This is a genomic window from Bradyrhizobium sp. STM 3562 (genome assembly GCF_045571435.1).
GTDB lineage: Bacteria > Pseudomonadota > Alphaproteobacteria > Rhizobiales > Xanthobacteraceae > Bradyrhizobium.
The window spans coordinates 6597354-6618519 of the sequence record NZ_CP120694.1; the positions used below are offsets into that span (position 1 = coordinate 6597354).

Consider the following 21166-nt stretch of genomic DNA (forward strand, 5'->3'; position numbering starts at 1 on the left):
CGTTTCCCCTCAAGAGCGGCTTGTTTTATGGCCGCCATTGCGGACAAGGCTAGTCGATCAGCCTGCGGGCGGGAAGTAGCCGAAAGTCGCCCAAAAAAACCGATGCAGAGGCGATCGCATGCCCATCATGCATCCGCACGGCTGTGGTGCGCCGCACAGGCGTATTAAATGGCGGGGACTACCGCCCACCCAGCCTCCGACGCGGAGAGATTTTCAAGCATGTACGTCGATCGCAACGCCGCGAAAGCTCCCGCGACACCGGTGACCGACGGCTTGCCATGGGAGCGCAGGCGCTGGGCAGTTGCCGCAATTTTCACCGCCTTGGCGATGGCCTCGCTCGACACCGCCATTGCGAACGTCGCCCTGCCCGCGATCTCCGCCGAACTCCATGTCAGCCCCGCGGAAGTTGTCTGGGTGGTGAATGTCTACCAGATCGCGCTGGTGGCGACTTTGCTGCCGCTGGGCGCGCTCGGCGAAATCGTCGGCCATGAGCGAATCTATCTCGGCGGACTCGTGCTGTTTACACTGGCGTCCCTCGGCTGCGCCTTGGCGTGGTCGCTGCCGAGCCTGTTGGTGGCGCGCGCCCTGCAAGGATTAGGGGCGAGCGGCGTCATGAGCGTGAACACTGCGCTGGTCCGCTTCGTCTATCCAAGCCGCATGCATGGCCGCGGCTTCGGCCATAATGCGCTGGTGGTGGCGACCGCCTTCACCTTCGGCCCGACCATTGCGTCCGGAATCCTGTCGATCGGCTCGTGGCCATGGCTGTTTGCGATCAACATTCCCTTTGGCCTCACCGCGATCCTGATCGGACTGCGGACCTTGCCGCCGACACCGCGGGCCAAGCATGATTTCGATTTCCCCGGCGCGATCCTGGCCTCCGCCTGCCTCGGCCTGTTCATCATCGGGATCGGCAGCGCGGCGCATCAGGCCTGGCCGACGCTGGTCGTGATCGAACTTGTTGCCGCGTTCTTGCTCGGCTGGCTGTTGACCCGGCGGCAAGCGGATCATCCCGCACCGATGCTGCCGACGGATCTGGTCCGCCGACCGCTGTTTGCGCTCTCGGCGGCGACCGCGGTCTGCTCATTTGCCGTGCAAGGCCTGGCCTTCGTCTCCCTGCCCTTCTACTTCGAGGATGTCTTATTACGATCGCAGGTGGAGACTGGCTTCTTTATGACGCCGTGGCCGCTGGTGGTCGCCATCATGGCGCCGATCGGCGGACGGCTGTCCGATTGCTTTCCCGCCGGCCTGCTGGGCGGCCTTGGCCTGATGCTGCTTGGCGTCGGAATGCTCCTGCTCGCGATGCTGCCCGCAAGCCCGAGCATCCCCAATATCGTCTGGCGCATGGTGATTTGCGGCATTGGATTTGGTTTCTTCCAGACCCCGAACATGAAAGCCATCATGTCCAGCGCGCCGCCCCACCGCAGCGGCGGTGCCAGTGGCATTGTCGCCACCGCTCGCCTGATCGGACAAACGACCGGCGCGGCGCTGGCCGCCTTATGCTTCAGCCTGGCAGGGCGGAACGGTGCGACCGTGGCGCTGGCTCTCGGCGCCGGATTTGCCGGAATTGGCTGCGTGATGAGCTTTCTGCGCCTGGCGGTCGACCCAAAGCGCGCGACTTGAAGTCGCGATTGCGGCGTAACACCAACAAGTCAATTTTCTTCCGCTCTTGCCCATTTTTTTCTTTGGCCGTGCAAGCGCGGAATATTGATTTGAACCATTCAAAATTTGGCGCTCAAACGTCGCGGCGAAGTCCAATCGGTGGGTTGGACCAATCAGGGGATCTGCGATGGCAAACCTCAATATCAATGGCAAAGTTTTCACAATCGATGTCGAGCCGGATACGCCGCTGCTCTGGGCAATCAGAGAGAATGTCGGACTCACCGGCACCAAATATGGCTGCGGCATCGCACAATGTGGCGCCTGCACCGTCCATATCGACGGGGTCGCGACGCGCTCCTGCGGCGTCGCGGTGAGTGAAGCCGAGGGCAAGCAGATCACGACCATCGAAGGCCTGGCCAACGACGGAACCCTGAACAAGGTGCAGCAGGCCTGGATCGATAACGACGTCCCGCAATGCGGCTATTGCCAGAGCGGGATGATCATGGCGGTGGCGGCGCTGCTGAAGGACAATCCCAAGCCCACCGACCAGGACATCAACGACAACGTCACGAATATCTGCCGATGCGGCACCTTCCAGCAGGTGCGCGAGGCGATCCACGCGATCGCAAACGCATGAGGAGTGATCCATGAACAAGCATGTCGCTCCCCAACTCAACCGCCGCGCCTTTGTCATCGGCAGCGCCGCGCTCGGTGCCGGCCTCGCGCTCGGCTTCGATCTCCCCTTTGGCGGACCGCGCGTCGTTCGTGCCGCCGACGGCTCACCCGAAGTCAACGCCTGGGTCGTGGTGCGTCCCGACGACACCGTCGTGATCCGCGTCGCCCGATCGGAAATGGGCCAGGGGACGTTGACCGGTCTCGCCCAACTCGTCGCCGAAGAGCTGGAATGCAATTGGTCGAAGGTCACGACCGAATTTCCGTCGCCCGGACAGAACGTCGCCCGCAAGCGCGTCTGGGGGGATTATTCGACCGGCGGCAGCCGCGGCATCCGTACCTCGCAGGATTATGTGCGTAAGGGCGGCGCAACCGCGCGCATGATGCTGATCCAGGCCGCGGCCAACGAATGGAAGGTGCCGGTCGCCGAGTGCACCGCTGCCAACAGCATTATCACGCATCAGCCTTCGGGCAGGACCACGACGTATGGCAAGGTGGCCGAGGCCGCCGCCAGGCTGCAACCGCCAACCGACGTCAAGCTCAAGGATCCGAAAGACTGGAAGCTCATCGGCAAGGCCGTCAAGCGGCTCGATACCGCCGACAAGACCACCGGCGCATTGGTCTACAGCATCGATCTGAAACTGCCCGGCATGCTCAACGCCGCGATCAAGGATTGTCCGGTCACGGGCGGCAAGCTGAAGAGCTACGACGAAGCCAAGATCGCCAACATGAAAGGCGTGAAGAAGGTGGTGCGTGTCGGCGATTCCGCCGTCGCCGTCGTCGCTGATACCTGGTGGCACGCCAAGACCGCGCTCGATGCCCTGCCGATCGTCTGGGACGAAGGCGAGAATGCGAAGGTTTCCAGCGCCTCGATCGCCAAATGGCTGGCGGAAGGCCTGGAGTCCGGACCGGCTTATGTCGGCAACCAGAGCGGCGACATCAATACGGCCCTTGCCGGCGCCGTCAAAAAGGTCGAAGCCGTCTATAACTATCCCTACCAGAACCACGCTACGCTGGAGCCGTTGAACGCGACGGCGCTCTATACGGCCGACAAATGCGAAGTCTGGTGCGGCACGCAGAACGGCGAAGCGGCTCTTGCGGCCGTGCTGGAAGGATCCGGCCTTCCGGCTGAAAAATGCGACGTGCACAAGCATCTCGTCGGCGGCGGCTTTGGACGCCGCGGCCAGACCGATTATGTCCGGCAGGCGGTCGATATCGCCAAGCAGATGCCGGGCACGCCCATAAAACTGTTGTGGTCGCGCGAAGAGGACATGACGCACGGCCGCTACCACCCCATCACGCAATGCAAGCTGACCGCCGGCCTCGACGCCGATAACAACCTGACGGCGCTGCATATGCGCATCTCCGGCCAATCCATCCTGTTCAGCCTGCGTCCCGAAGCGCTGGTCAACGGCAAGGATCCAGCCACCTTCGCAGGCCTCAACTCGTCTGGCGAAGCTGCGATCGGCTATTCAATCCCGAATGTGCTGATCGAGCACTCGATGCGCAATCCGCACATCATCCCGGGCTTCTGGCGCGGCGTGAATGTCAATCACAACGCGATCTACCTCGAATGCTTCATGGATGAGCTCGCGCATGCCGTGAATGAAGATCCCCTCGCCTTCCGTCGCAAGCTGATGGCGCAGCATCCGAAGCACCTTGCGGTGCTCAATGCGGTGGCGGAAAAGATCGGCTGGGAGCAGCCTGCCCCGCAAGGGGTTTTCCGGGGCATCGCGCAGTTCGCAAGCTACGGCAGCTACGTCGCGGGCGCGGCGGAAATTTCCGTCGTCGATGGCAAGAACATCAAGGTGCATCGCGTGGTCGCCGCCATCGACCCCGGCTATGCCGTCAACCCGGCGCAGATCGAACGGCAGACCGCCGGCTCCTTCGTCTACGGCTTGAGCGCGCTGGTCTATGGCGGCTGCACCGTGAAGGACGGCCGCATCGAGCAGACCAACTTCGACACTTACAATTCGATGCGGATCAGCGAGATGCCGAAGGTCGAGGCGATCGTGATGCCGAGCGGCGGGTTCTGGGGCGGCGTCGGCGAGCCGACGATCGGGGTTGCCGCGCCCGCGGTGCTGAACGCCTATTTCGCAGCGACGGGTAAGCGTCTGCGCTCGGTGCCGCTGCGCGACCAGAACATCACCTTTGCCTAGGGGATCAGCGGCGGCTCCAAGCGAGCCGCCGCTTTCGTTGTTCGGATCATGCTCATGAACACGCTGCGGCAGGTCGGGCGAAGAGACGCCCTTCGCGGCGTCGCGGCGCTCGCAGCTTCCCTGGCGCTGCCATCCATTGCGCATGCGCAGCCAGCCGCGCGCATCATCGTCGTTGGCGGCGGATTTGGCGGCGCGGCCTGCGCGCGGGCCTTGAAGCGGATCGATGCGAAGCTAGAGGTGACGCTGATCGAGCCGAACAAGACATTCACGGCTTGTCCGTTCAGCAACGAGGTCATTGCCGGCTTGCGGAACATCGAGGCCCAACAATTCGGTTACGGCAAGATTGTCGCTGGTGGGATCAATGTCGTGGCGCAAGCCGCGGAGGCGATCGATCCGCAACGGCGCACTGTGATGCTCGCGGACGGCACGAGCCTTTCCTACGACCGCCTGGTGCTCGCGCCCGGGATCGAGCTGCGCTTCGACGCCCTGCCCGGCTACGACGAACAGGCAGCCCAAAAGATGCCGCATGCCTGGCAGGCCGGCGAACAGACACTGCTGTTGCGCCGGCAGATCGAGGCCATGGAGGATGGCGGCCTGGTCGCGATCGCCGTGCCTGCCAACCCCTCGCGCTGCCCGCCCGCGCCTTACGAGCGCGCCAGCCTGATTGCGCATTATCTGAAGTCGCGAAAGCCGCGCTCGAAGGTGCTCATCCTGGATGCGAAGGACAATTTCTCGCAGCAGCGGCTGTTCGAGAAGGCCTGGAGCGAGCTCTATGACGGCATGATCGAGCGGATAGCGCTGTCGGACGGCGGCCGCGTCACCTCGGTCGATCCCTCAACCAACACCATCATCACCGAATTTGGCGATCATAGCGCGGCGGTCGCCAATATCATCCCGCCGCAGCGCGCCGGCCGCATTGCGGCGATCGCGGGCGCTGCGGACAAGACCGGCTGGTGCCCGATCGATCCGGTAAGCTTCGCGTCGAAACTTCTGCCTGACGTCCACGTGATCGGCGACGCCTGCCTCGGCGGCGCCATTCCGAAATCGGCCTCTGCCGCGAGTGCGCAAGGCAAAGCCTGCGCCAGGGCGATTTTCGATCTGCTGTCCGGCAGGGCACCTGAGGCGCCCAAGCTGAGGGGCATCTGCTACGACACGGTTGCTCCCGGCTATGCGTTCTCGCTTGCCGGTCTCTATCAGCCGAAAGACGACATTTTCGCCGAGGTCGAAGGCGGCGGCAGCAGCTCGGTCGATGCGCCGCGCGAGGTGCGGGCGCGCGAGGCGGAGGCCGCGCGGAACTGGTACACGACGATCACGGAGGAGACGTTTGGCTAATTCGCTCGTCTCTGTTGTCCTGGCAGCGGCAGGCGCCTTGGCGATCACATCCATGGCCACGGCGGATGCGCTCGTGCCTTACGCCGTGATCGGCGACGGCATCCCCGAATCGCTGACAGGCAGCCCCGGCGATGCAGCACACGGCCGCGCGCTGGTGGTGGATCGCACCAGCACCTGCATCCTTTGCCACTCCGGACCGTTTCCGAACGTGAAGTTCCAGGGCGATCTGGCGCCCAATCTCGCCGGCGCCGGCAGCCGCTGGAGTGCAAGTCAGCTCCGCCTGCGTCTGGTCGACGCCGCGCGCTTCAATCCGGCGACCATCATGCCGTCCTTTTACCGCGTGGACGGGCTGGTGCGCGTCGGCCAGAACTGGCGCGACAAGCCGATCCTGTCGGCGGAACAAATCGAGGATATCGTGGCCTATCTGGCAACGCTGCGCGACTAGAGAGCAAGAGATCATGCCGAACCAGGATCCATCCACGCGCCGCAATTTCCTGAAAGTTGCAGGCAGCGCCGCCGTTCTCGGCGCGATGTCGCGCGTGACGCTGCGGCCTGCCGAAGCAACGCCCGCGATGCTCAATTCCGCCATTCGCAACATCGTCGGCGAAGCGCAGGTGCAGACCGGCAGGGTCAAGCTCGAGATCCCGCCCCTGGTCGAAAACGGCAATGCGGTGCCGATGACCGTGAGCGTCGCGAGCCCGATGACGGCGGACGATTACGTGAAGAGCATTCATGTCTTCAACGAGAAGAATCCGCAGCCCTACATCGGCAATTTTTATCTCACCCCCGCATCCGGCCGCGCCCAGGTCTCGACCCGCATCCGGCTTGCCGACAGCCAGAAGGTGGTGGCGATCGCGCAGATGTCGGACGGCTCGTTCTGGTCGGCCAGCGTGGACGTCGTGGTGACGCTGGCAGCCTGCACGGAGGAGCTGTGATGGCTTCCGCTCTGATCAACGTTCCCAAACGGGCGAAGCGCGGCGACCTCATCGAGATCCGGGCGCTGACCTCGCATATCATGGAAACCGGATACCGCCGCAAGGCCAGCGGCGAGATCGTTCCACGCGACATCATCACGAGCTTCACCTGCCGCTTCAACGGCCAGGAAATCTTCCGCGCCGATCTGTTCCCGGCCATCGCCGCCAATCCCTATTTCTCCTTTTTCACGACCGCGACCGAGAGCGGCAAGTTCGAGTTCGAATGGACCGGCGACAACGGCTTTTCCCAGACCGCATCCGCCGCGATCACCGTCGAATGAGATACGCCTGCGCGATCCTCGTTGCGGCACTAGTGGTCGCGGCCGCGCCGCTGCACGCTGGCGAGATTCCGCCGGACCAGCGCCGCTCCGGCTACAGCTTCATGGGACCCGACAGCAAGGCCATGCAGGACGACGACAGCACCAATCCCGGCATGCTCTGGGTGCTCGACGGCGAAGCGCTCTGGAACGAGAGGCTTGGCACCGCGAACAAGTCCTGCGCCGATTGCCACGGCGACGCGCGCGCCAGCATGAAAGGTGTCGCGGCCCGCTATCCCGCCTTCGACAAGGCGCTCGGCCGTCCCGTGGATCTCGAGCAGCGCATCAATCTCTGCCGCGCGCGGCACCAACAGGCGCCTGCGCTCGACTATGAAGGCCACGACCTGCTGGCCTTGAGCGCCTTCGTCGCCAACCAGTCGCGCGGCATGCCGATTACGCCCGACGGCGATCCGCAACTCGCGCCATTCATCGCCAGAGGGCACGAGCTTTTCATGCAGCGGCAGGGACAGCTCAATCTTGCCTGCGCCAACTGCCATGACGACAATTGGGACAAGCATCTGGCGGGCGCCGCGATCACGCAAGGACAGCCGACCGGCTACCCGATGTATCGACTGGAGTGGCAGACGCTGGGCTCGCTGCAGCGCCGCCTGCGCGGCTGCATGACCGGCATCCGCGCGCAGACCTATAATTATGGCGCGCCCGAACTGGTCGAGCTCGAGCTTTATTTGATGTCGCGCGCGGCCGGCATGCCGATTGAGACTCCGGCGGTCAGGCCTTGACCGCAGGCGCCGTTCATCTCCCACGCTCCCGCTGTCACACGATGTTGGTCGTCTCCGCTTGCATTGCCTTGAGAACCGCGGCCGAGTCGGCGACCCAGCCGAAGATGCCACCCTGGGCCTTGATCATTTTCAGGCCCATGTCGTGGAATTCGGGGAAGTAGGAGGCGCAGCCGTCGGCGATGACGACGCAGCGATAGCCGCGGTCATTGGCCTCGCGCACCGTGGTGTTGACACAGACCTCGGTGGTGACCCCGCACACCAGCAGATTTTCGATGCCGCCTTTCCGCAAGATATCGCCGAGTTCGGTGGCGTAGAATGCGCCCTTGCCGGCTTTGTCGATGACGATCTCGCCATCGAGCGGATAGAGCTCGGAAATGATGTCGTGTCCCGGCTCGCCGCGAATCAGAATGCGTCCCATCGGGCCGGGATCGCCGATGCGCAAGGATGGCGCGCCGCGCCTAAGCTTGGCACGCGGCACGTCCGAGAGATCAGGCAGATGCCCCTCGCGCGTATGAATGACCAGCATTCCCATCGCGCGCGCGGCGGCCAGCACCGAAGCGATCGGCCCGACCGCGGAGCCAAGCCGGGAGACGTCATTGCCCAGCGACTCGCCGAAGCCGCCAGGCTCGAGAAAATCACGCTGCATGTCGATGACGACGAGCGCGGTCGTCGACCAGTTGAGCTCGATCGGCTCCGGCTCGGCAACGACCGTACCCGTTGAGGCTTGATTTGAGTCCATCATGAACGACGCGGCCCCCACACTCCAGAAAGGCTAAGCAAGCACCGTGCCATCAAGACCCCGTCCAACATCCTCTAACGCAGCCATGTCATGAAATTCTTCCACAGCGGCTATGCCGCGCCCTCCGAAATAAGCCAGCGATATTGACTTTAGCGGCGCATCCTTTTCACTGGCTTGCCGCATCGATCCGCCGAGCGCCAAGAAAACCAAACGGAGCAAACCCAAATGACGCTGCTGCAGGTTGAGCTGGAGGACAAATACCGGCTCGAGGCCAAGCGGATCTATCTCTCCGGCGTCCAGGCTCTGGTGCGGCTCCCGATGTTGCAGCGCGAAATTGATCGCGCGGCCGGCCTCAACACCGCGGGCTTCATCTCCGGCTATCGCGGCTCGCCGCTTGGCATGTACGACCACGCGCTGTGGCGGGCCAAATCGCACCTCAAGGCGCACGATATCGCCTTTGTGCCCGGCCTGAACGAAGACCTCGCGGCGACCGCGGTGTGGGGCAGCCAGCAGGTTGGGCTGTTCCCGGGCGCCAAGGTCGATGGCGTGTTCGGCATCTGGTACGGCAAGGGACCGGGCCTCGATCGCTCGGTCGATGCGCTCAAGCATGCCAATTCCGCCGGCACCTCGCGCCATGGCGGCGTGCTGGCGCTCGCCGGCGACGACCACGGCTGCCAATCGTCCACGCTGGCCCATCAGAGCGAGCAGGTGTTCGCCGCGGCGCTGATGCCGATCATCAATCCCGCGACGCTGCAGGACTATCTCGACCTCGGCCTCTACGGCTTTGCGCTGTCGCGCTATTCCGGCTGCTGGGTCGGTTTCAAGGCGATCGGCGAAACCGTGGAGAGCTCGGCCTCGGTCTACAGCGATTCCGCGCGCGTGCAGATCGTGCTGCCTTCCGATTTCGAAATGCCGCCGGGCGGGCTGAATATCCGCTGGCCCGATCCGCCGATGGAGCAGGAGAAGCGGCTGTTCGGCCCGAAGATGGAAGCCGTCGGCGCCTTCGTGCGCGCCAACAAGCTCGATAAGATCGTGCTCGACGGCAAGCCGGCGCGGCTCGGCATCATCACGACGGGCAAGGCCTATCTCGATCTGCGCCAGGCGCTTGCCGATCTCGGGATAACCGATCGCGATGCGCAGGCGCTGGGCTTGCGCATCTACAAGGTCGCGCTGACCTGGCCGCTCGAGGAAGAGGGCGCCAAGCGCTTCGCCGAGGGCCTGCAGGACGTGCTGGTGGTCGAGGAGAAGCGCGGCTTCATCGAGGACCAGCTCAAGCGCATCCTCTACAACATGGATGCATGGAATCGTCCTGCCGTCGTCGGCAAGCGCGACGAAGCAGGCAAGGTCCTGTTGCCGAGCGAGGGCGAACTCACCCCGACGATCGTCGCCTCGGCCTTGGTCGCACGGCTGCGCAGGCTCGGCCACCATAGCCCGGTGCCGGAGCAACGGTTGGCGCGGCTGGAAGCGTTCGAACGGCCCGCCCCGGCACAGGCGCCGATCACACTGCAGCGCACGCCGTTCTTCTGCTCGGGCTGTCCGCACAACACCTCGACCAAGATCCCCGAAGGCAGCCGCGCCATGGCCGGCATCGGCTGTCACGGCATGGCGCTCAACGTGCCGGCGCGGCGCACCGCGACCATCACGCATATGGGCGGCGAAGGCGCGAACTGGATCGGGCAAGCGCCCTTCACGAGCGAGCAGCACATTTTCCAGAATCTCGGCGACGGCACCTACACCCATTCGGGCCTGCTCGCGCTGCGCGCGGCGGCCGCCTCCGGCGTCAACATCACCTACAAGATCCTCTATAACGATGCCGTCGCGATGACCGGCGGCCAGCCGGCCGAAGGCAGCTTTACGGTTTCGCAGATCGCACATCAGGTGTGGGCCGAAGGCGTCAAGCGTCTGGCCATCGTCTCCGACGCCCCCGGCAAATACCCGCCCTCCGGCTATTTCCCGCCTGGTACGACGGTGCATCATCGCCGCGAGATGGACCAGGTGCAGCGCGAGCTGCGCGAGATCAAGGGCCTGACGGTCCTCATCTATGATCAGACTTGCGCCGCCGAAAAGCGCCGGCGCCGCAAGCGCGGGCTCTATCCCGATCCGCCCAAGCGGGTCTTCATCAACGATCTCGTCTGCGAGGGCTGCGGCGACTGCTCGCAAGCCTCCAACTGCGTCTCGGTGCAGCCGCTCGATACGGAGTTCGGCCGCAAACGCCAGATCGATCAATCCAACTGCAACAAGGATTTTTCCTGCATCGAGGGCTTCTGCCCGAGCTTCGTCACCGTTCATGGCGGCAAACTGAAGCGCATCGAATCCTCCGCGATCGATTCCGGCCAGCTCTTCGCTGACCTGCCTTTGCCTGTGACACCCAAGCTGGACGCCCCCTACAACATCCTCGTCACCGGCATTGGCGGCACCGGCGTCATCACCATCGGCGCGCTGCTCGGCATGGCCGCCCATGTCGACGGCCGCGGCTGCTCGGCACTGGACTTCACCGGTCTTTCGCAGAAGAACGGCGCGGTGATGAGCCACGTCCGCATTGCCCCCAAGCCCGAAGATATCGCGGCGGTGCGCATCACGACCGGCGGCGCAGACCTGATCCTCGGTTGCGATATCGTCGTCTCCACCAGCGCAAGCGCGCTCAGCCGCGTCGAACGCGGGGCCACAAGAGCGTTCGTCAATGCGGACCTGCAGCCGACCGCAAGCTTCGTGCAGAACCCGGACCTCGATTTCGAGATGGGCGCGATGCAAACGACGTTGCGTGACGCGATCGGCGAACGCAATCTCGACATCATCGACGCGACCGGAATTGCCTCGACCCTGATGGGCGACAGCATCGCCACCAACTCCTTCATGCTCGGCTTCGCCTTCCAGAAGGGCGCGATTCCGCTGTCCCTGGACGCCATCCTGCGCGCGATCGAGATCAACGGCGCGGCGGTCGAGATGAACAAGCAGGCCTTCACCTGGGGCCGGCTCGCCGCGCACGACATGGCGCGCGTGCGCAGCGTGATCCAGTTCCGCAACCGCGCCGCGCAGCCGACCCGGACGCTTGACGACATCATCGACGTCAGGGCGAGGTTCCTTACCGATTATCAGGACAAGGCCTATGCGGCGCGCTATCTCGCGGCGCTCGACAAGGTGCGAAAGGCGGAGGCGGCTGCCTCGCCCGCATCGACCGAGCTGACCGAGGCGGTCGCGAAAAACCTGTTCAAGCTGATGGCCTACAAGGACGAATACGAGGTCGCGCGGCTCTACAGCGACGGCAGCTTTGCAAAAAAACTGTCGGAGAAGTTCGATGGCGACTACCAGCTCAAATTCTATCTCGCGCCGCCGATCTTCGCCCGCCGCGATAAGGCGACCGGCCATTTGCAGAAGAAGGAGTTCGGCGGCTGGACCATCCACGCCTTCCGCCTGCTCGCCCGCCTGAAATTCTTGCGCGGCACTGCGTTCGACCCATTCGGGCGCACGGCTGAGCGTAAGGCCGAGCGCAAGCTGATCGAGGATTATCTTGCGATGCTCGATGAGCGCATTGCGGATTTGCGACCCGAACGGATTCCGCTGCTCATAAAACTCGCGCGGATCCCCGAGACGATCCGTGGCTATGGGCACATCAAGGAAGCGAGCCTGGTCAAGGCGATGGCGGAGAAGGCTCGCCTTGAGGCGGAGCTTGAGAACACCCGCTTCGCGGCAGCAGCGGAATGAGTTGTGCTTTGGTGCCATTGGCCTGTATTAAGTTGCGCCGCCCGGTCCACGACAGGTCGTCATACCCCGCGCATGCGGGGTATCCAGTACGCCGCGCTGTCTCGGATTGATCACTAAGGTCTCTGGAATATTGGATGCCCGCCTTCGCGGGCATGACGAAGAGAGGGTGCGACCCCGCCTTCCCGCGGCGCGATGAGCGTCCGAGTCTTGCATCATCCTTGTCCCTCGACATACAAGGGCGCAGGGAAGACCAGGTGCCCGCGTGCACCCATGGGCCTCCGCGCAAAAAGGTTGCGCAAAGGCGCGAAGACCACAGGTGAGCGCGGAATCACTCCGGCCTTCCCTGCGCAGTGGTTTACGGCTTACTTCGCGCTCTCCTCGGTGAACCAGCTTCTTGCCACCGTCGTCTCGCGGATCATCACGTCCGCAGGACTTGGCGCCTGCATGGGCGGGCCAGGACCACACGACTTCGCCATCCGCAAAGGCGCCGCTCGTCAGTCAGCGCCTTCGCGTCCACCGCATTCCGCTCCACGTTCGTGACGACGCGTACGCCCCTTGTGTAGGCGCGGAACGGGCGTGACTGTATTTCTGATTTCCAGAAATTGCAAGAGGGCCCGCTGCGGCGGATTGGCGCGACGGGCAATTTGCGGCTGGCTGGTATGCCGAAAACAACACGATGCTGCAGCAGTAGCGGCCGCTAGAGCGTTTCACGATTTGGCGGAAGCGTAACCTGCGTTGGCGAAATAGTTGCTGCATTCGCGGGGCTGGATAGTTGTGACGAGGTCGCCGATGCAACGCCAAGTGTCTTCGATGGTGCGCTTCTGGGCGATGCGCATCCAATGCTTGATCTTGGCAAAGGCCTGCTCGATCGGATTGAGATCTGGTGAGTAAGGCGGCAGGTACCAGAGCCTGGCGCCGCGCCGCGGATGATGCGGCGCAGAGCGGCCGACTTATGGCTGCCGAGATTGTCCATGATGACGATGTCGCCGGGCTTGAGAACGGGAACGAGTTGCTGTTCGACATAAGCTCGGAAGCACTCGCCGTTGATCGGCCCGTCGAAGACGCAAGGGGCCGTGAGACATTGCAGCGCAGAGCGCCGAGAAAAGTCAGCGTTCGCCAGTGGCCGTGCGGGGCAAAACCTCGCACCCGCTCGCCCTTCGGTCCCCATCCGCGCAGCGGGGCCATGCTGGTTTTGATCCAGGTCTCGTCGATGAAAACCAGGCGCTGGGGATCCAAGCTGGCCTGCCATGACCGCCAGCGTCGCCGCCGACGCGCAACGTCAGCGCGGCCTTGCTCGAGGGCGAACAGCGTTTTTTTTGAATCGCAGTCCTTCGCGCCGCAGGAATGTCCAGACCGCATTGTGCGAGACCTTGACCCCGCGCGCGGCGAGTTCGTCCTTCAGCTTGTGCAGCGTCAGATGCGGCGTCTGTCGGATCCGCTCTTTGATGAAAGCGCGGTGTGGTTCCAGCACCGGCTTGCGATGCCCGCCCATTTTGCCCGGGCTCACCGAGCCGGTCGCCCGATGGCGCTGCGACCACTTCACCACCGACGACACTGCAACACCAAACCGTGCCGCTACCGTACGGCAGCTCTCGCCAGCTGCCACCGCCGCCACCACTCGCTCTCGCAGATCATTGGAAAGAGGTCGGCTCATCAGATGCTGGCCCCCAGCCCAGCCAGCATCTTGAATCACAAACCAACCCTCAGGGGAATCCCTCCCGATTCAGCCTAGCCATGAATTGCTCTAGAGTTGCCTGGGCGCCTCCGCCCGGATTTCTCTTGTGGCGCGGTGAGGCGGGATCAAAGGGCGGTGTGAATTCGACACAATTCTGTTGTCATTCTTCGGTTTTCCGCCGCTTGGCGATGGGGAGGTTGATGGTGCTTAGGGCGTTCTGGGCTTACGCCATCATCTTCTGTTGCTTGGGCTCGCCGGTCGAGGCCGCGGGCATCCAGCTTCTCGATTCCGACGAAGGCTTGGCAGGTGCCATCTGGTATCCATGCGCAGAGGAACCGAAGGATGTCCCGCTCGGCGATCTTGCAGCAATCCCCGAAATTCGACTGATGGGTGTGAAGGACTGCCCCGTAACAGGGACGAAGCTGCCATTGGTTATTTTCTCGCACGGTCGGGGCGGATGGTTCACCATGCATCATGACACCGCAGAGGCGTTGGCTGATGCCGGATTTGTCGTCGCGGCGATCAACCACCCGGGCGACAACGGCAACGACTCCTCGCAGCGCGATAAAATGTCCGTCTGGGCGTCGCATCCGGTGGATATGGTTCGATTGCTCGATTTCATGCTGCACGGCTGGAAAGACAAAGATGTCATCGATCCCGGCGGGGTCGGGTTCTTCGGCTTTTCCTTGGGCGGATACACGGGGCTTGTTCTCGTGGGGGCCCATGCAGATTTCCGCAGGCTGGCTTTGTTCTGCAAGGAGGCAGACAAGACGGAGAATTGCGAGAGAGCGCGCAGCGGCGATGTCCCGCCTAGCCCGCAGCCTGATCAACGCATCAGAGCCGCTGTCCTGGCCGACGCTGCAATGACATTCGCCTTTACACCCGAAGGCTTGAGCGGCATCAAAATCCCGCTACAGATTTGGCGGTCGGAGCTTGGCGGCAACGGCGTCGGCGCAGCGAGCACCGCGCTCACTGCCAGCCAACTGCCCGGTTCGCCCGAAATCCACACCATTCCAGCCGGCCACTACGCATTCCTGGCGCCCTGCTCAAAGCAACTCGCGACTGCCATTCCGCGCATTTGCACTGATAATCCGCCGGGCTTCGATAGAGCAGCCTTTCACCGCGAGTTTGATGCGAGCGTTGTACGCTTTTTTCGAGAGCATCTTGTCAGTGACGGCAAGACCCGCTGAGTCTGCCGCGCCGCTGGTTTGCTTCCCACCGGCTGAACGTGGATCGATAGGCAACCCACCTACTCGGTGATCTCGCGGATCACGCGACAGGGATTGCCCGCGGCGAACACGCCCTCCGGAATATCTCGGGTCACAACGCTGCCGGCGCCGATCACCGCCCGCGATCCGATCCGGACACCCGGCATGATGAGCGCCCCTCCACCTACCCATACATCGGATCCGATCTCCACCGGCTTGCCGCACTCCTCTCGCCGACGCAATTCAGCGTTGAGCGGATGCAGAGGCGTGTAGATCTGCACCGCCGGACCGAAGAGCGTGAAGCTGCCAATGCGCACCGGGCACACGTCGAGCACGACGCAGTTGAGGTTGAAGAACACCCGCTCCCCGAGCTCGATGTTTGAGCCGTAGTCGCAGAAGAAGGGCGGCTGCATCCACACCGTGTCGCCGCCCGCACCAAACAGCTCACGTAGAATGCGCCTGCGTTCTTCCTGCTCCGCTTCGCGCGTGCTGTTCAGAGCCTGGCAGAGATCTCGCGCACGTTCGCGGGCGGCGACGAGCTCAGGATCCATCGGATCGTAAAGTTCGCCGCCAAGCATCTTGGCCCTCTCAGTACGTCCGCCCTGCTCTCCCATCGAACCCGCTTCCCTCGCTCAACCCCACTTGGGCAATGGTCGCGACAAACACGCCTTTTCGGGCCTGCCCTCGACGATGCAAAGCCCCTCATTGGGCGCGTTCGCGCGACTCATTGCTATCGCCAGAAGCAATCGGACGCCTTACCGCCCCGCCGGCTTGCGCTCCACGGGATGGATATCGATCGCCCGCAGCCGCCCCATGCGCAGCACGTCCATGGCGAGCGTACGGCCGATGCGGTCGCGGTCGAGCACGCGGATCAGGTCGTCGACGCCGTTGATCTCGACGCCATCGAGCTTGATCACGACGTCACCCGGCAGAAGCCCGGCCTTGGCCGCCGGCCCGTCCGGCTCGATCTGCGCGACCAGCGCGCCCATCTTGTTGTCGACGCCGGCGAGCACCGCGTGCCGGCGCGGGATCGGCGCGGTCTGGCCGGAGACGCCGATATAGGCGCGCCGGACGTAGCCGTGCCGAATGATCTCGGACAGCACGAATTGCGCGGTGTTGGAGGCAACCGCAAAGCAGATGCCTTGCGCGCCGTTGATGATAGCGGTGTTGATGCCGATCACCTCGGCTTTCGACGAGACCAGCGGCCCGCCGGAGTTGCCCGGGTTGAGCGCGGCGTCGGTCTGGATCACGTCCTCGATGGTACGCCCCGAGACCGAGCGGATCGAACGGCCGAGCGCGGAGACGACGCCCGCGGTGACTGTCGATTCAAAGCCGAGCGGATTGCCGATCGCGACCACGAGCTGGCCGCGGCGCAGCGTCTTGGAATTGCCGAGCGCGGCGTAGCGCAGGTCACGCGCGCCGTTGGCGCGGAGCAGCGCCAGATCGGTGTCGGGATCGACGCCCAGCACACGCGCGTCGGTGACAACGCCCTCGATATCGCGGAGGCGAATCTCCTTCGCCGATCCCACGACATGGCTGTTGGTCAGCACGAGTCCATCAGGCGAAATCACAATGCCTGAGCCGAGCCCGCCGCGCTCGCCCGGAGTGCGCACTTTCGGCCCCGTCTCGACGCGGACCACGGCCGGGCCGACCCGCTCCGTCACGCCGATCACGGCGTTGGAGTAGGCATCCAGCAGGATCTGGTCGTCGACGGGTGTTTGTTCGGTCGCCTTCGATGACAGGCCGTGATCGAAGGTATCGGAGGTAAAATCCAACATGGCAGGTTCCTCAAGGCCATGTCAGATGGTCATCCAGCGGGCGCTGCGCAAGGCCGGCCGCGGGGGCCTCTGGAGCGGGATGAGATCAAGCAATCGCTGCAGCGATTCACCTCTCCCATTGGGAGAGGTCGGATCGCATCGAATGATGCGATCCGGGTGAGGGGTTACGGTCCCTCGAGAGAGCAGCGCCCTCACCCGGATTACATCTGACGATGTAATCCGACCTCTCCCCGCTGGGGAGAGGTGATGCGCAGCAAATCGGGTGAGGGGTTACGGTCTCGTGAGAGCTGCGGCCCCTCACCCGGATTGCATCTGACGATGCAATCCGACCTCTCCCCGCTGGGGAGAGGTCGACCGAGTTCGCGGCCCGATTGACCGATCATCATCCCGCTTCAGTCCGCGGCGCCGGTCACGCGGTTACGCAGAGCCTTGACGGTGTCGGCCGTCACCGGCGATGCGGCATTACCCCAGGAATTGCGGACGTAGGTCACGACGGCGGCGACCTGCGCATCATTGAGGCGGAAGCCGAGCGAAGGCATCGCAGGCCCTGTCGGCCGCTCGTTCGTCGCCGCCGCGCGCCCGCCCGCGATGATAATGCGGATCAGCGATGCCGGATCGTCCTGCGTGGCGATGGCATTGCCGGCGAGCTTGGGGAAGATATGTTCGACGCCGCCGCCATTGCTGGTGTGGCAGGCCGAGCAGGTATCGGCAAAGATCGCTTCGCCCGCCTGCATGCGCGGATCGGAGGCGGAGAGCGGCGCGGGCGGCGGAGAGCCTGCGGCGCCGCGCTCCTTCAAATAGACCGCGATAGCGCGGAGATCGGCATCCGGCATCTTCGATGTCGAATTCTCGATCACGTCCTTCATCGGCCCGCTGGCGAGCGTTGTCGCAGTCTGTCCGGTCTTCAGATAGTGCACGATGTCGTCGACCGACCATTTGCCCAGACCCGTGTGCATATCATTGGTGATGTTGGGCGCGGTCCAGTTGTCGATCTGGCTCCCTTCGAGATAGCGGTCGGCCTTGGCTGCGCCGAACGAATTGAGCGGCGTGTGGCAGGCGCCGCAATGGCCGAGGCCTTCGACGAGATAGGCGCCGCGATTGTATTCGTCCGAGCGTTTCGGATCCGGCACGAAGACGCCCGGCGTAAAGAACAGCCTGTTCCATCCCAGCATCGACTCGCGGATGCTGAAGGGAAACGGCAGCGTGCTGCGGTTCACGGCGTTCGTGACTGGCGCAAGCGTCCGCAAGTAAGCGTAGATCGCGTCCAAGTCGGCGCGTGTCACCTTGCTGTAATAGGGATAGGGAAAGGCCGGATAGAGATAGGCGCCGCCGGGCCGCCTGCCCTCATGCATCGCACGGGCGAAATCGTCCGCTGACCAGCTCCCGATGCCGGTCACGCTGTCAGGGGTGATGTTCGGCGTCATGATCGCGCCGAACGGCGTCTGCAGCGCAAGCCCGCCCGCGAACGGCGCACCGCCGCTGGCCGTGTGGCAGGTGATGCAGTCTCCGGCGGTCGCCAGCGCCTTGCCGCGGGCGATCTCGACGTAATTATCGGGTTCAGCGGCTGCTCCGCTTGCAAGCAGCGGCAGCAGCAGCAGAGCGTGGCGCAGCCGCGCCCATCCACCGTTCACGACGCGCCTCATGACTGCACCAGCGCGCGCGGCGATTTCAGGTAATCGAAGATCGCGTCCAGCGCCCAATAGGTCAGCGCGCCGACGGTGCCCGTCGGATTGTAGCCCGCGTTCTGCGGAAAAGCGGACGCGCCCATCACGAAGACATTATGGACGTCCCAGGACTGCAGATAACGGTTGAGCACGCTGGTCTTGGGATCGTTGCCGAACACGGCCCCGCCGGTGTTGTGCGTGGTCTGGTAAGGAATCACCGACCAGGGACCATTCAGGCGATTGATCTGGGTCGTCTTGGCGCCCATCGCTTTCGCAATCTCCTCGCAGCGCTCGGCCATCCAATTCGCCATCTTGCGCTCGTTGTCCTGATAATCGAACGTCATGCGCATCAGCGGCCGACCGAGCGGATCCTTATAGGTCGGATCGAGGTCGAGATAGTTGTTGCGATAGCTCATGACGCTGCCTTGCGCGCCGACATTGGTGACCTTTTGATAATTTTCATGGACGGCCTTCTTCCAGGTGCTGCCCCAGGTGGGCGTGCCCTTCGGCGTCGGGTGATAGAGGATCGGCCGTCCGTTGGTGTAGGCGCAGGTGATGCTGGCGCCGCCGACAAAGCCGTGCGGGCCGTGATCGAAATTGTCGCTGTTGTAGTCATCCAGCGCGGCGCCGAGCGAACCGGCGGCGGCGAACGGATTGAACTTCACGTCGGCGAAAAAGCCGGTCGCGCCGGACCCGGTCTGATAGGCGTAGTTGCGGCCGACCACGCCTTCATCCCTGACCGGATCGTAGGGCTTGCCGATGCCCGACAACAGCAAAAGCCGCACGTTGAACAGGCTGAACGCGCACACCAGCACCAGATCGGCCGGCTGCTCCCATTCCTCGCCGTTGGCATCGACATAGGTGACGCCGGTCGCCGTCTTGCCGTCGCCCGAAAGGTTCACTTTCGTCACTTCGCACTCGGTGCGGGCCTCGAACGTCGGCTCGCGGACCAACGCCGGCAGCACGCAGGTCTGCGGCGAGGATTTCGAATAATTCGCGCAGCCGAACCGCTCGCAGAAGCCGCAATAGGTGCAAGGCGCCATGGTGCAGCCGTAAGGGTTGGTGTAGGCCACCGAGATGTTCGCCGAGGGCCGCGGAAACGGATGCAGCCCGAGGCTGGTCGCAGCCTTCGTGAACAGCTCCTGCGCATAGCCCTGTGTCATTGGCGGCGTCGGATACTCGTTCGAGCGCGCGCCCTCGAACGGATTGCCGCCGGGCTGGATCTTGCCCTTGAGATTGCCGGCCTTGCCGGAAATGCCCAAGACCCGCTCGAACTTGTCATAGTAGGGCTCGAGCTCGTCGTAGGAGACCGGCCAATCCTGGATGTGATTGCCTTCAGGCAGGATCTTCTCGCCGTAGCGCTCGATCATGTGGCTGCGGATGCGGAAATCGTCGGGCAGGAAGCGCCAGGTCTGGCCGTTCCAATGCACGCCGGCGCCACCGACGCCGTTGCCGGGGAGAAAGCTGCCCCATTTGCGGATCGGCAGCGCCGTCTGCGAGGGGTTGTTGCGCATCGTCAACGTTTCCTGCCGCGGGCGGAGGAAGACGTCGTGGCGGACGCCGTAACGCAATTCGTCCGGCGCGGTGCCGATGTTGAAGTCGGTGGCGGTGTCGCGCCACGGGCCGCGCTCGATCGCGACGACTTCAAGTCCGGTGCGCGAGAGCTCGTAAGCCAGGATCGATCCGGTCCAGCCGAGACCGACGATGACGACATCCTTGCGGGGGAGACGGCGAGCCATCAGCGTCCTCCCCAGGCCGCGCGGCCCTGCAGGCCGACGGGCGGCAGCGTATAAGCCTGGTTGGGCTTTGCCATCACGTCGCGGAAATCGTAACGCGCGCCCGGAAAGCCGACGAGCTTCCAGCCGACCATGTCGCGATTGCCGCCATAGATCGGGTCGGCGAAATAGCCTTCCATCGTGTTGGCATAGATCGCCGAGAACAGCATCCGGCTGCTGAAGCCCTGGAACTGGGCTTCGCCCTTTTCCATCGCGCCGATCAGCTTGTCCTGCTCGTCCCCCTTGAGCTCCACAAAACCGCGCCCGCCATAATTCGCCTTGCAATAGGCCTCCAGCGCCGCGAGCCCCGAGCGATATTGCTGACGCGGCGTCAGCGGCGACTGCAGGCCTTGGCTCGGCAACGGCTTGTCGGAGAACGGCCCCTGCATATAGAGCCAGTCGTGACCGCCGTAGGGGCCGGTCAACTGCCGGTCGATGAAGGTGGTTACGCCTGCATCTTTGGCGCCCGCACCGAGATCATCGGTCGGGATCAGGCGCTCGACGAAGGCATCGACGATCGCGGCCTCTTGAGCTGTGAAGAACAGATATCCGCCGGGAACGACCGGCGTCACCGGATAAGCCTCGTTCGGCTTCCAGGGCAGCACTTTTGTGACCACCCCTGCCCCGGCACCGCTTGCGGTAAACAAGAGCGCTGCGCTTGCGAGCAGACTCCGGCGCGTTACGCCAGCGTGCTTACGCTTCGCCGCCGCGGCGGCATCTCCGCCCCGCGGCAAACGACCATTCATATCTGTCATCGTACCCTCAGCCGAACCCCAGTGCCCGGTGAGAGCTTCTTTAGACAGATTCGTAAAGAAATCTGTACTCGTTCTAA

16 protein-coding genes and 1 pseudogene are annotated in these 21166 nt (G+C 63.8%); 10 read left to right on the forward strand and 7 right to left on the reverse strand.

Annotated features, from left to right (window positions below; genetic code table 11):
- Window positions 1-219: 219 nt before the first annotated feature.
- From P6U23_RS30380 to soxA, 8 genes are all read left to right on the forward strand, one after another.
- Window positions 220-1620 (forward strand): MFS transporter, encoded by a 1401-nt coding sequence (locus P6U23_RS30380; protein WP_407176062.1) that lies wholly within the window; start codon window positions 220-222, stop codon window positions 1618-1620.
- Between the two features lie 166 nt (window positions 1621-1786).
- Window positions 1787-2236 (forward strand): (2Fe-2S)-binding protein, encoded by a 450-nt coding sequence (locus P6U23_RS30385; protein ID WP_407176063.1) that lies wholly within the window; start codon window positions 1787-1789, stop codon window positions 2234-2236.
- Between the two features lie 10 nt (window positions 2237-2246).
- A complete protein-coding gene (locus P6U23_RS30390; protein ID WP_407176064.1) occupies window positions 2247-4430 on the forward strand; it encodes a molybdopterin cofactor-binding domain-containing protein in 2184 nt (727 codons plus the stop codon).
- Between the two features lie 54 nt (window positions 4431-4484).
- The gene (locus tag P6U23_RS30395; RefSeq protein WP_407176065.1) at window positions 4485-5762 is read left to right on the forward strand and encodes an FCSD flavin-binding domain-containing protein; all 1278 of its coding nucleotides are present in this window, start codon (window positions 4485-4487) and stop codon (window positions 5760-5762) included.
- Window positions 5763-5814: 52 nt separating this feature from the next.
- Window positions 5815-6207, forward strand: coding sequence for a sulfur oxidation c-type cytochrome SoxX (soxX, locus tag P6U23_RS30400; RefSeq protein ID WP_407176066.1), 393 nt, complete (start codon window positions 5815-5817; stop codon window positions 6205-6207).
- 13 nt (window positions 6208-6220) lie between these two features.
- Window positions 6221-6697 (forward strand): SoxY-related AACIE arm protein, encoded by a 477-nt coding sequence (locus tag P6U23_RS30405; protein WP_407176067.1) that lies wholly within the window; start codon window positions 6221-6223, stop codon window positions 6695-6697.
- Window positions 6697-7017, forward strand: a complete 321-nt coding sequence (gene soxZ, locus P6U23_RS30410; protein ID WP_407176068.1) for a thiosulfate oxidation carrier complex protein SoxZ — start codon at window positions 6697-6699, stop codon at window positions 7015-7017. Before P6U23_RS30405 ends, soxZ begins: the two co-directional genes overlap by 1 nt.
- Window positions 7014-7793 carry a sulfur oxidation c-type cytochrome SoxA gene (gene soxA, locus P6U23_RS30415; protein ID WP_407176069.1) on the forward strand — a complete coding sequence of 260 codons (780 nt, stop codon included), beginning with the start codon at window positions 7014-7016 and terminating at the stop codon, window positions 7791-7793. The genes soxZ and soxA overlap by 4 nt, the downstream gene beginning before the upstream one ends.
- A 34-nt stretch (window positions 7794-7827) precedes the next feature.
- Here soxA and P6U23_RS30420 read toward each other — a convergent pair whose 3' ends face one another.
- Window positions 7828-8535 (reverse strand): cysteine hydrolase family protein, encoded by a 708-nt coding sequence (locus P6U23_RS30420; protein WP_407176070.1) that lies wholly within the window; start codon window positions 8533-8535, stop codon window positions 7828-7830.
- Window positions 8536-8757: 222 nt separating this feature from the next.
- On the opposite strand from P6U23_RS30420, the gene P6U23_RS30425 reads away from it, so the two are divergent.
- Complete coding sequence (locus P6U23_RS30425) at window positions 8758-12234, forward strand: indolepyruvate ferredoxin oxidoreductase family protein (RefSeq protein ID WP_407176071.1); 3477 nt, start codon at window positions 8758-8760, stop codon at window positions 12232-12234.
- A 707-nt stretch (window positions 12235-12941) separates the two neighbouring features.
- Here the strand turns inward: P6U23_RS30425 and P6U23_RS30430 are convergent.
- Window positions 12942-13888 (reverse strand): annotated as a pseudogene (locus tag P6U23_RS30430) (IS630 family transposase).
- 221 nt (window positions 13889-14109) lie between these two features.
- Between P6U23_RS30430 and P6U23_RS30435 the strand changes: the two are divergent.
- Window positions 14110-15099 (forward strand): alpha/beta hydrolase family protein, encoded by a 990-nt coding sequence (locus P6U23_RS30435; RefSeq protein WP_407176072.1) that lies wholly within the window; start codon window positions 14110-14112, stop codon window positions 15097-15099.
- A 59-nt stretch (window positions 15100-15158) separates the two neighbouring features.
- Here P6U23_RS30435 and P6U23_RS30440 read toward each other — a convergent pair whose 3' ends face one another.
- The 5 genes from P6U23_RS30440 to P6U23_RS30460 all read right to left on the reverse strand — a co-directional run bounded on the left by P6U23_RS30440 (window position 15159) and on the right by P6U23_RS30460 (window position 21089).
- Entirely contained in the window at window positions 15159-15695 is a 537-nt protein-coding gene (locus P6U23_RS30440; RefSeq protein ID WP_407176073.1) for a sugar O-acetyltransferase, read from the reverse strand.
- A 177-nt stretch (window positions 15696-15872) separates the two neighbouring features.
- The gene (locus tag P6U23_RS30445; protein WP_407176074.1) at window positions 15873-16895 is read right to left on the reverse strand and encodes a S1C family serine protease; all 1023 of its coding nucleotides are present in this window, start codon (window positions 16893-16895) and stop codon (window positions 15873-15875) included.
- 392 nt (window positions 16896-17287) lie between these two features.
- Window positions 17288-18526, reverse strand: coding sequence for a cytochrome c (locus P6U23_RS30450; protein ID WP_407176075.1), 1239 nt, complete (start codon window positions 18524-18526; stop codon window positions 17288-17290).
- Between the two features lie 8 nt (window positions 18527-18534).
- A complete protein-coding gene (locus tag P6U23_RS30455; RefSeq protein ID WP_407176076.1) occupies window positions 18535-20298 on the reverse strand; it encodes a GMC family oxidoreductase in 1764 nt (587 codons plus the stop codon).
- Window positions 20298-21089, reverse strand: a complete 792-nt coding sequence (locus tag P6U23_RS30460; RefSeq protein ID WP_407176077.1) for a gluconate 2-dehydrogenase subunit 3 family protein — start codon at window positions 21087-21089, stop codon at window positions 20298-20300. The genes P6U23_RS30455 and P6U23_RS30460 overlap by 1 nt, the downstream gene beginning before the upstream one ends.
- Window positions 21090-21166 lie beyond the last annotated feature (77 nt).

Excerpts from the sequence above, each read along its gene's own strand:
- P6U23_RS30380 (WP_407176062.1), top strand. The coding sequence starts at position 220 with ATGTACGTCGATCGCAACGCCGCGAAAGCTCCCGCGACACCGGTGACC.
- P6U23_RS30385 (WP_407176063.1), top strand. The coding sequence starts at position 1,787 with ATGGCAAACCTCAATATCAATGGCAAAGTTTTCACAATCGATGTCGAG.
- P6U23_RS30390 (WP_407176064.1), top strand. The coding sequence starts at position 2,247 with ATGAACAAGCATGTCGCTCCCCAACTCAACCGCCGCGCCTTTGTCATC.
- P6U23_RS30395 (WP_407176065.1), top strand. The coding sequence starts at position 4,485 with ATGAACACGCTGCGGCAGGTCGGGCGAAGAGACGCCCTTCGCGGCGTC.
- soxX (WP_407176066.1), top strand. The coding sequence starts at position 5,815 with ATGGCCACGGCGGATGCGCTCGTGCCTTACGCCGTGATCGGCGACGGC.
- P6U23_RS30405 (WP_407176067.1), top strand. The coding sequence starts at position 6,221 with ATGCCGAACCAGGATCCATCCACGCGCCGCAATTTCCTGAAAGTTGCA.
- soxZ (WP_407176068.1), top strand. The coding sequence starts at position 6,697 with ATGGCTTCCGCTCTGATCAACGTTCCCAAACGGGCGAAGCGCGGCGAC.
- soxA (WP_407176069.1), top strand. The coding sequence starts at position 7,014 with ATGAGATACGCCTGCGCGATCCTCGTTGCGGCACTAGTGGTCGCGGCC.
- P6U23_RS30420 (WP_407176070.1), bottom strand. The coding sequence starts at position 8,535 with ATGATGGACTCAAATCAAGCCTCAACGGGTACGGTCGTTGCCGAGCCG.
- P6U23_RS30425 (WP_407176071.1), top strand. The coding sequence starts at position 8,758 with ATGACGCTGCTGCAGGTTGAGCTGGAGGACAAATACCGGCTCGAGGCC.
- P6U23_RS30435 (WP_407176072.1), top strand. The coding sequence starts at position 14,110 with ATGGTGCTTAGGGCGTTCTGGGCTTACGCCATCATCTTCTGTTGCTTG.
- P6U23_RS30440 (WP_407176073.1), bottom strand. The coding sequence starts at position 15,695 with ATGCTTGGCGGCGAACTTTACGATCCGATGGATCCTGAGCTCGTCGCC.
- P6U23_RS30445 (WP_407176074.1), bottom strand. The coding sequence starts at position 16,895 with ATGTTGGATTTTACCTCCGATACCTTCGATCACGGCCTGTCATCGAAG.
- P6U23_RS30455 (WP_407176076.1), bottom strand. The coding sequence starts at position 20,298 with ATGGCTCGCCGTCTCCCCCGCAAGGATGTCGTCATCGTCGGTCTCGGC.
- P6U23_RS30460 (WP_407176077.1), bottom strand. The coding sequence starts at position 21,089 with ATGACAGATATGAATGGTCGTTTGCCGCGGGGCGGAGATGCCGCCGCG.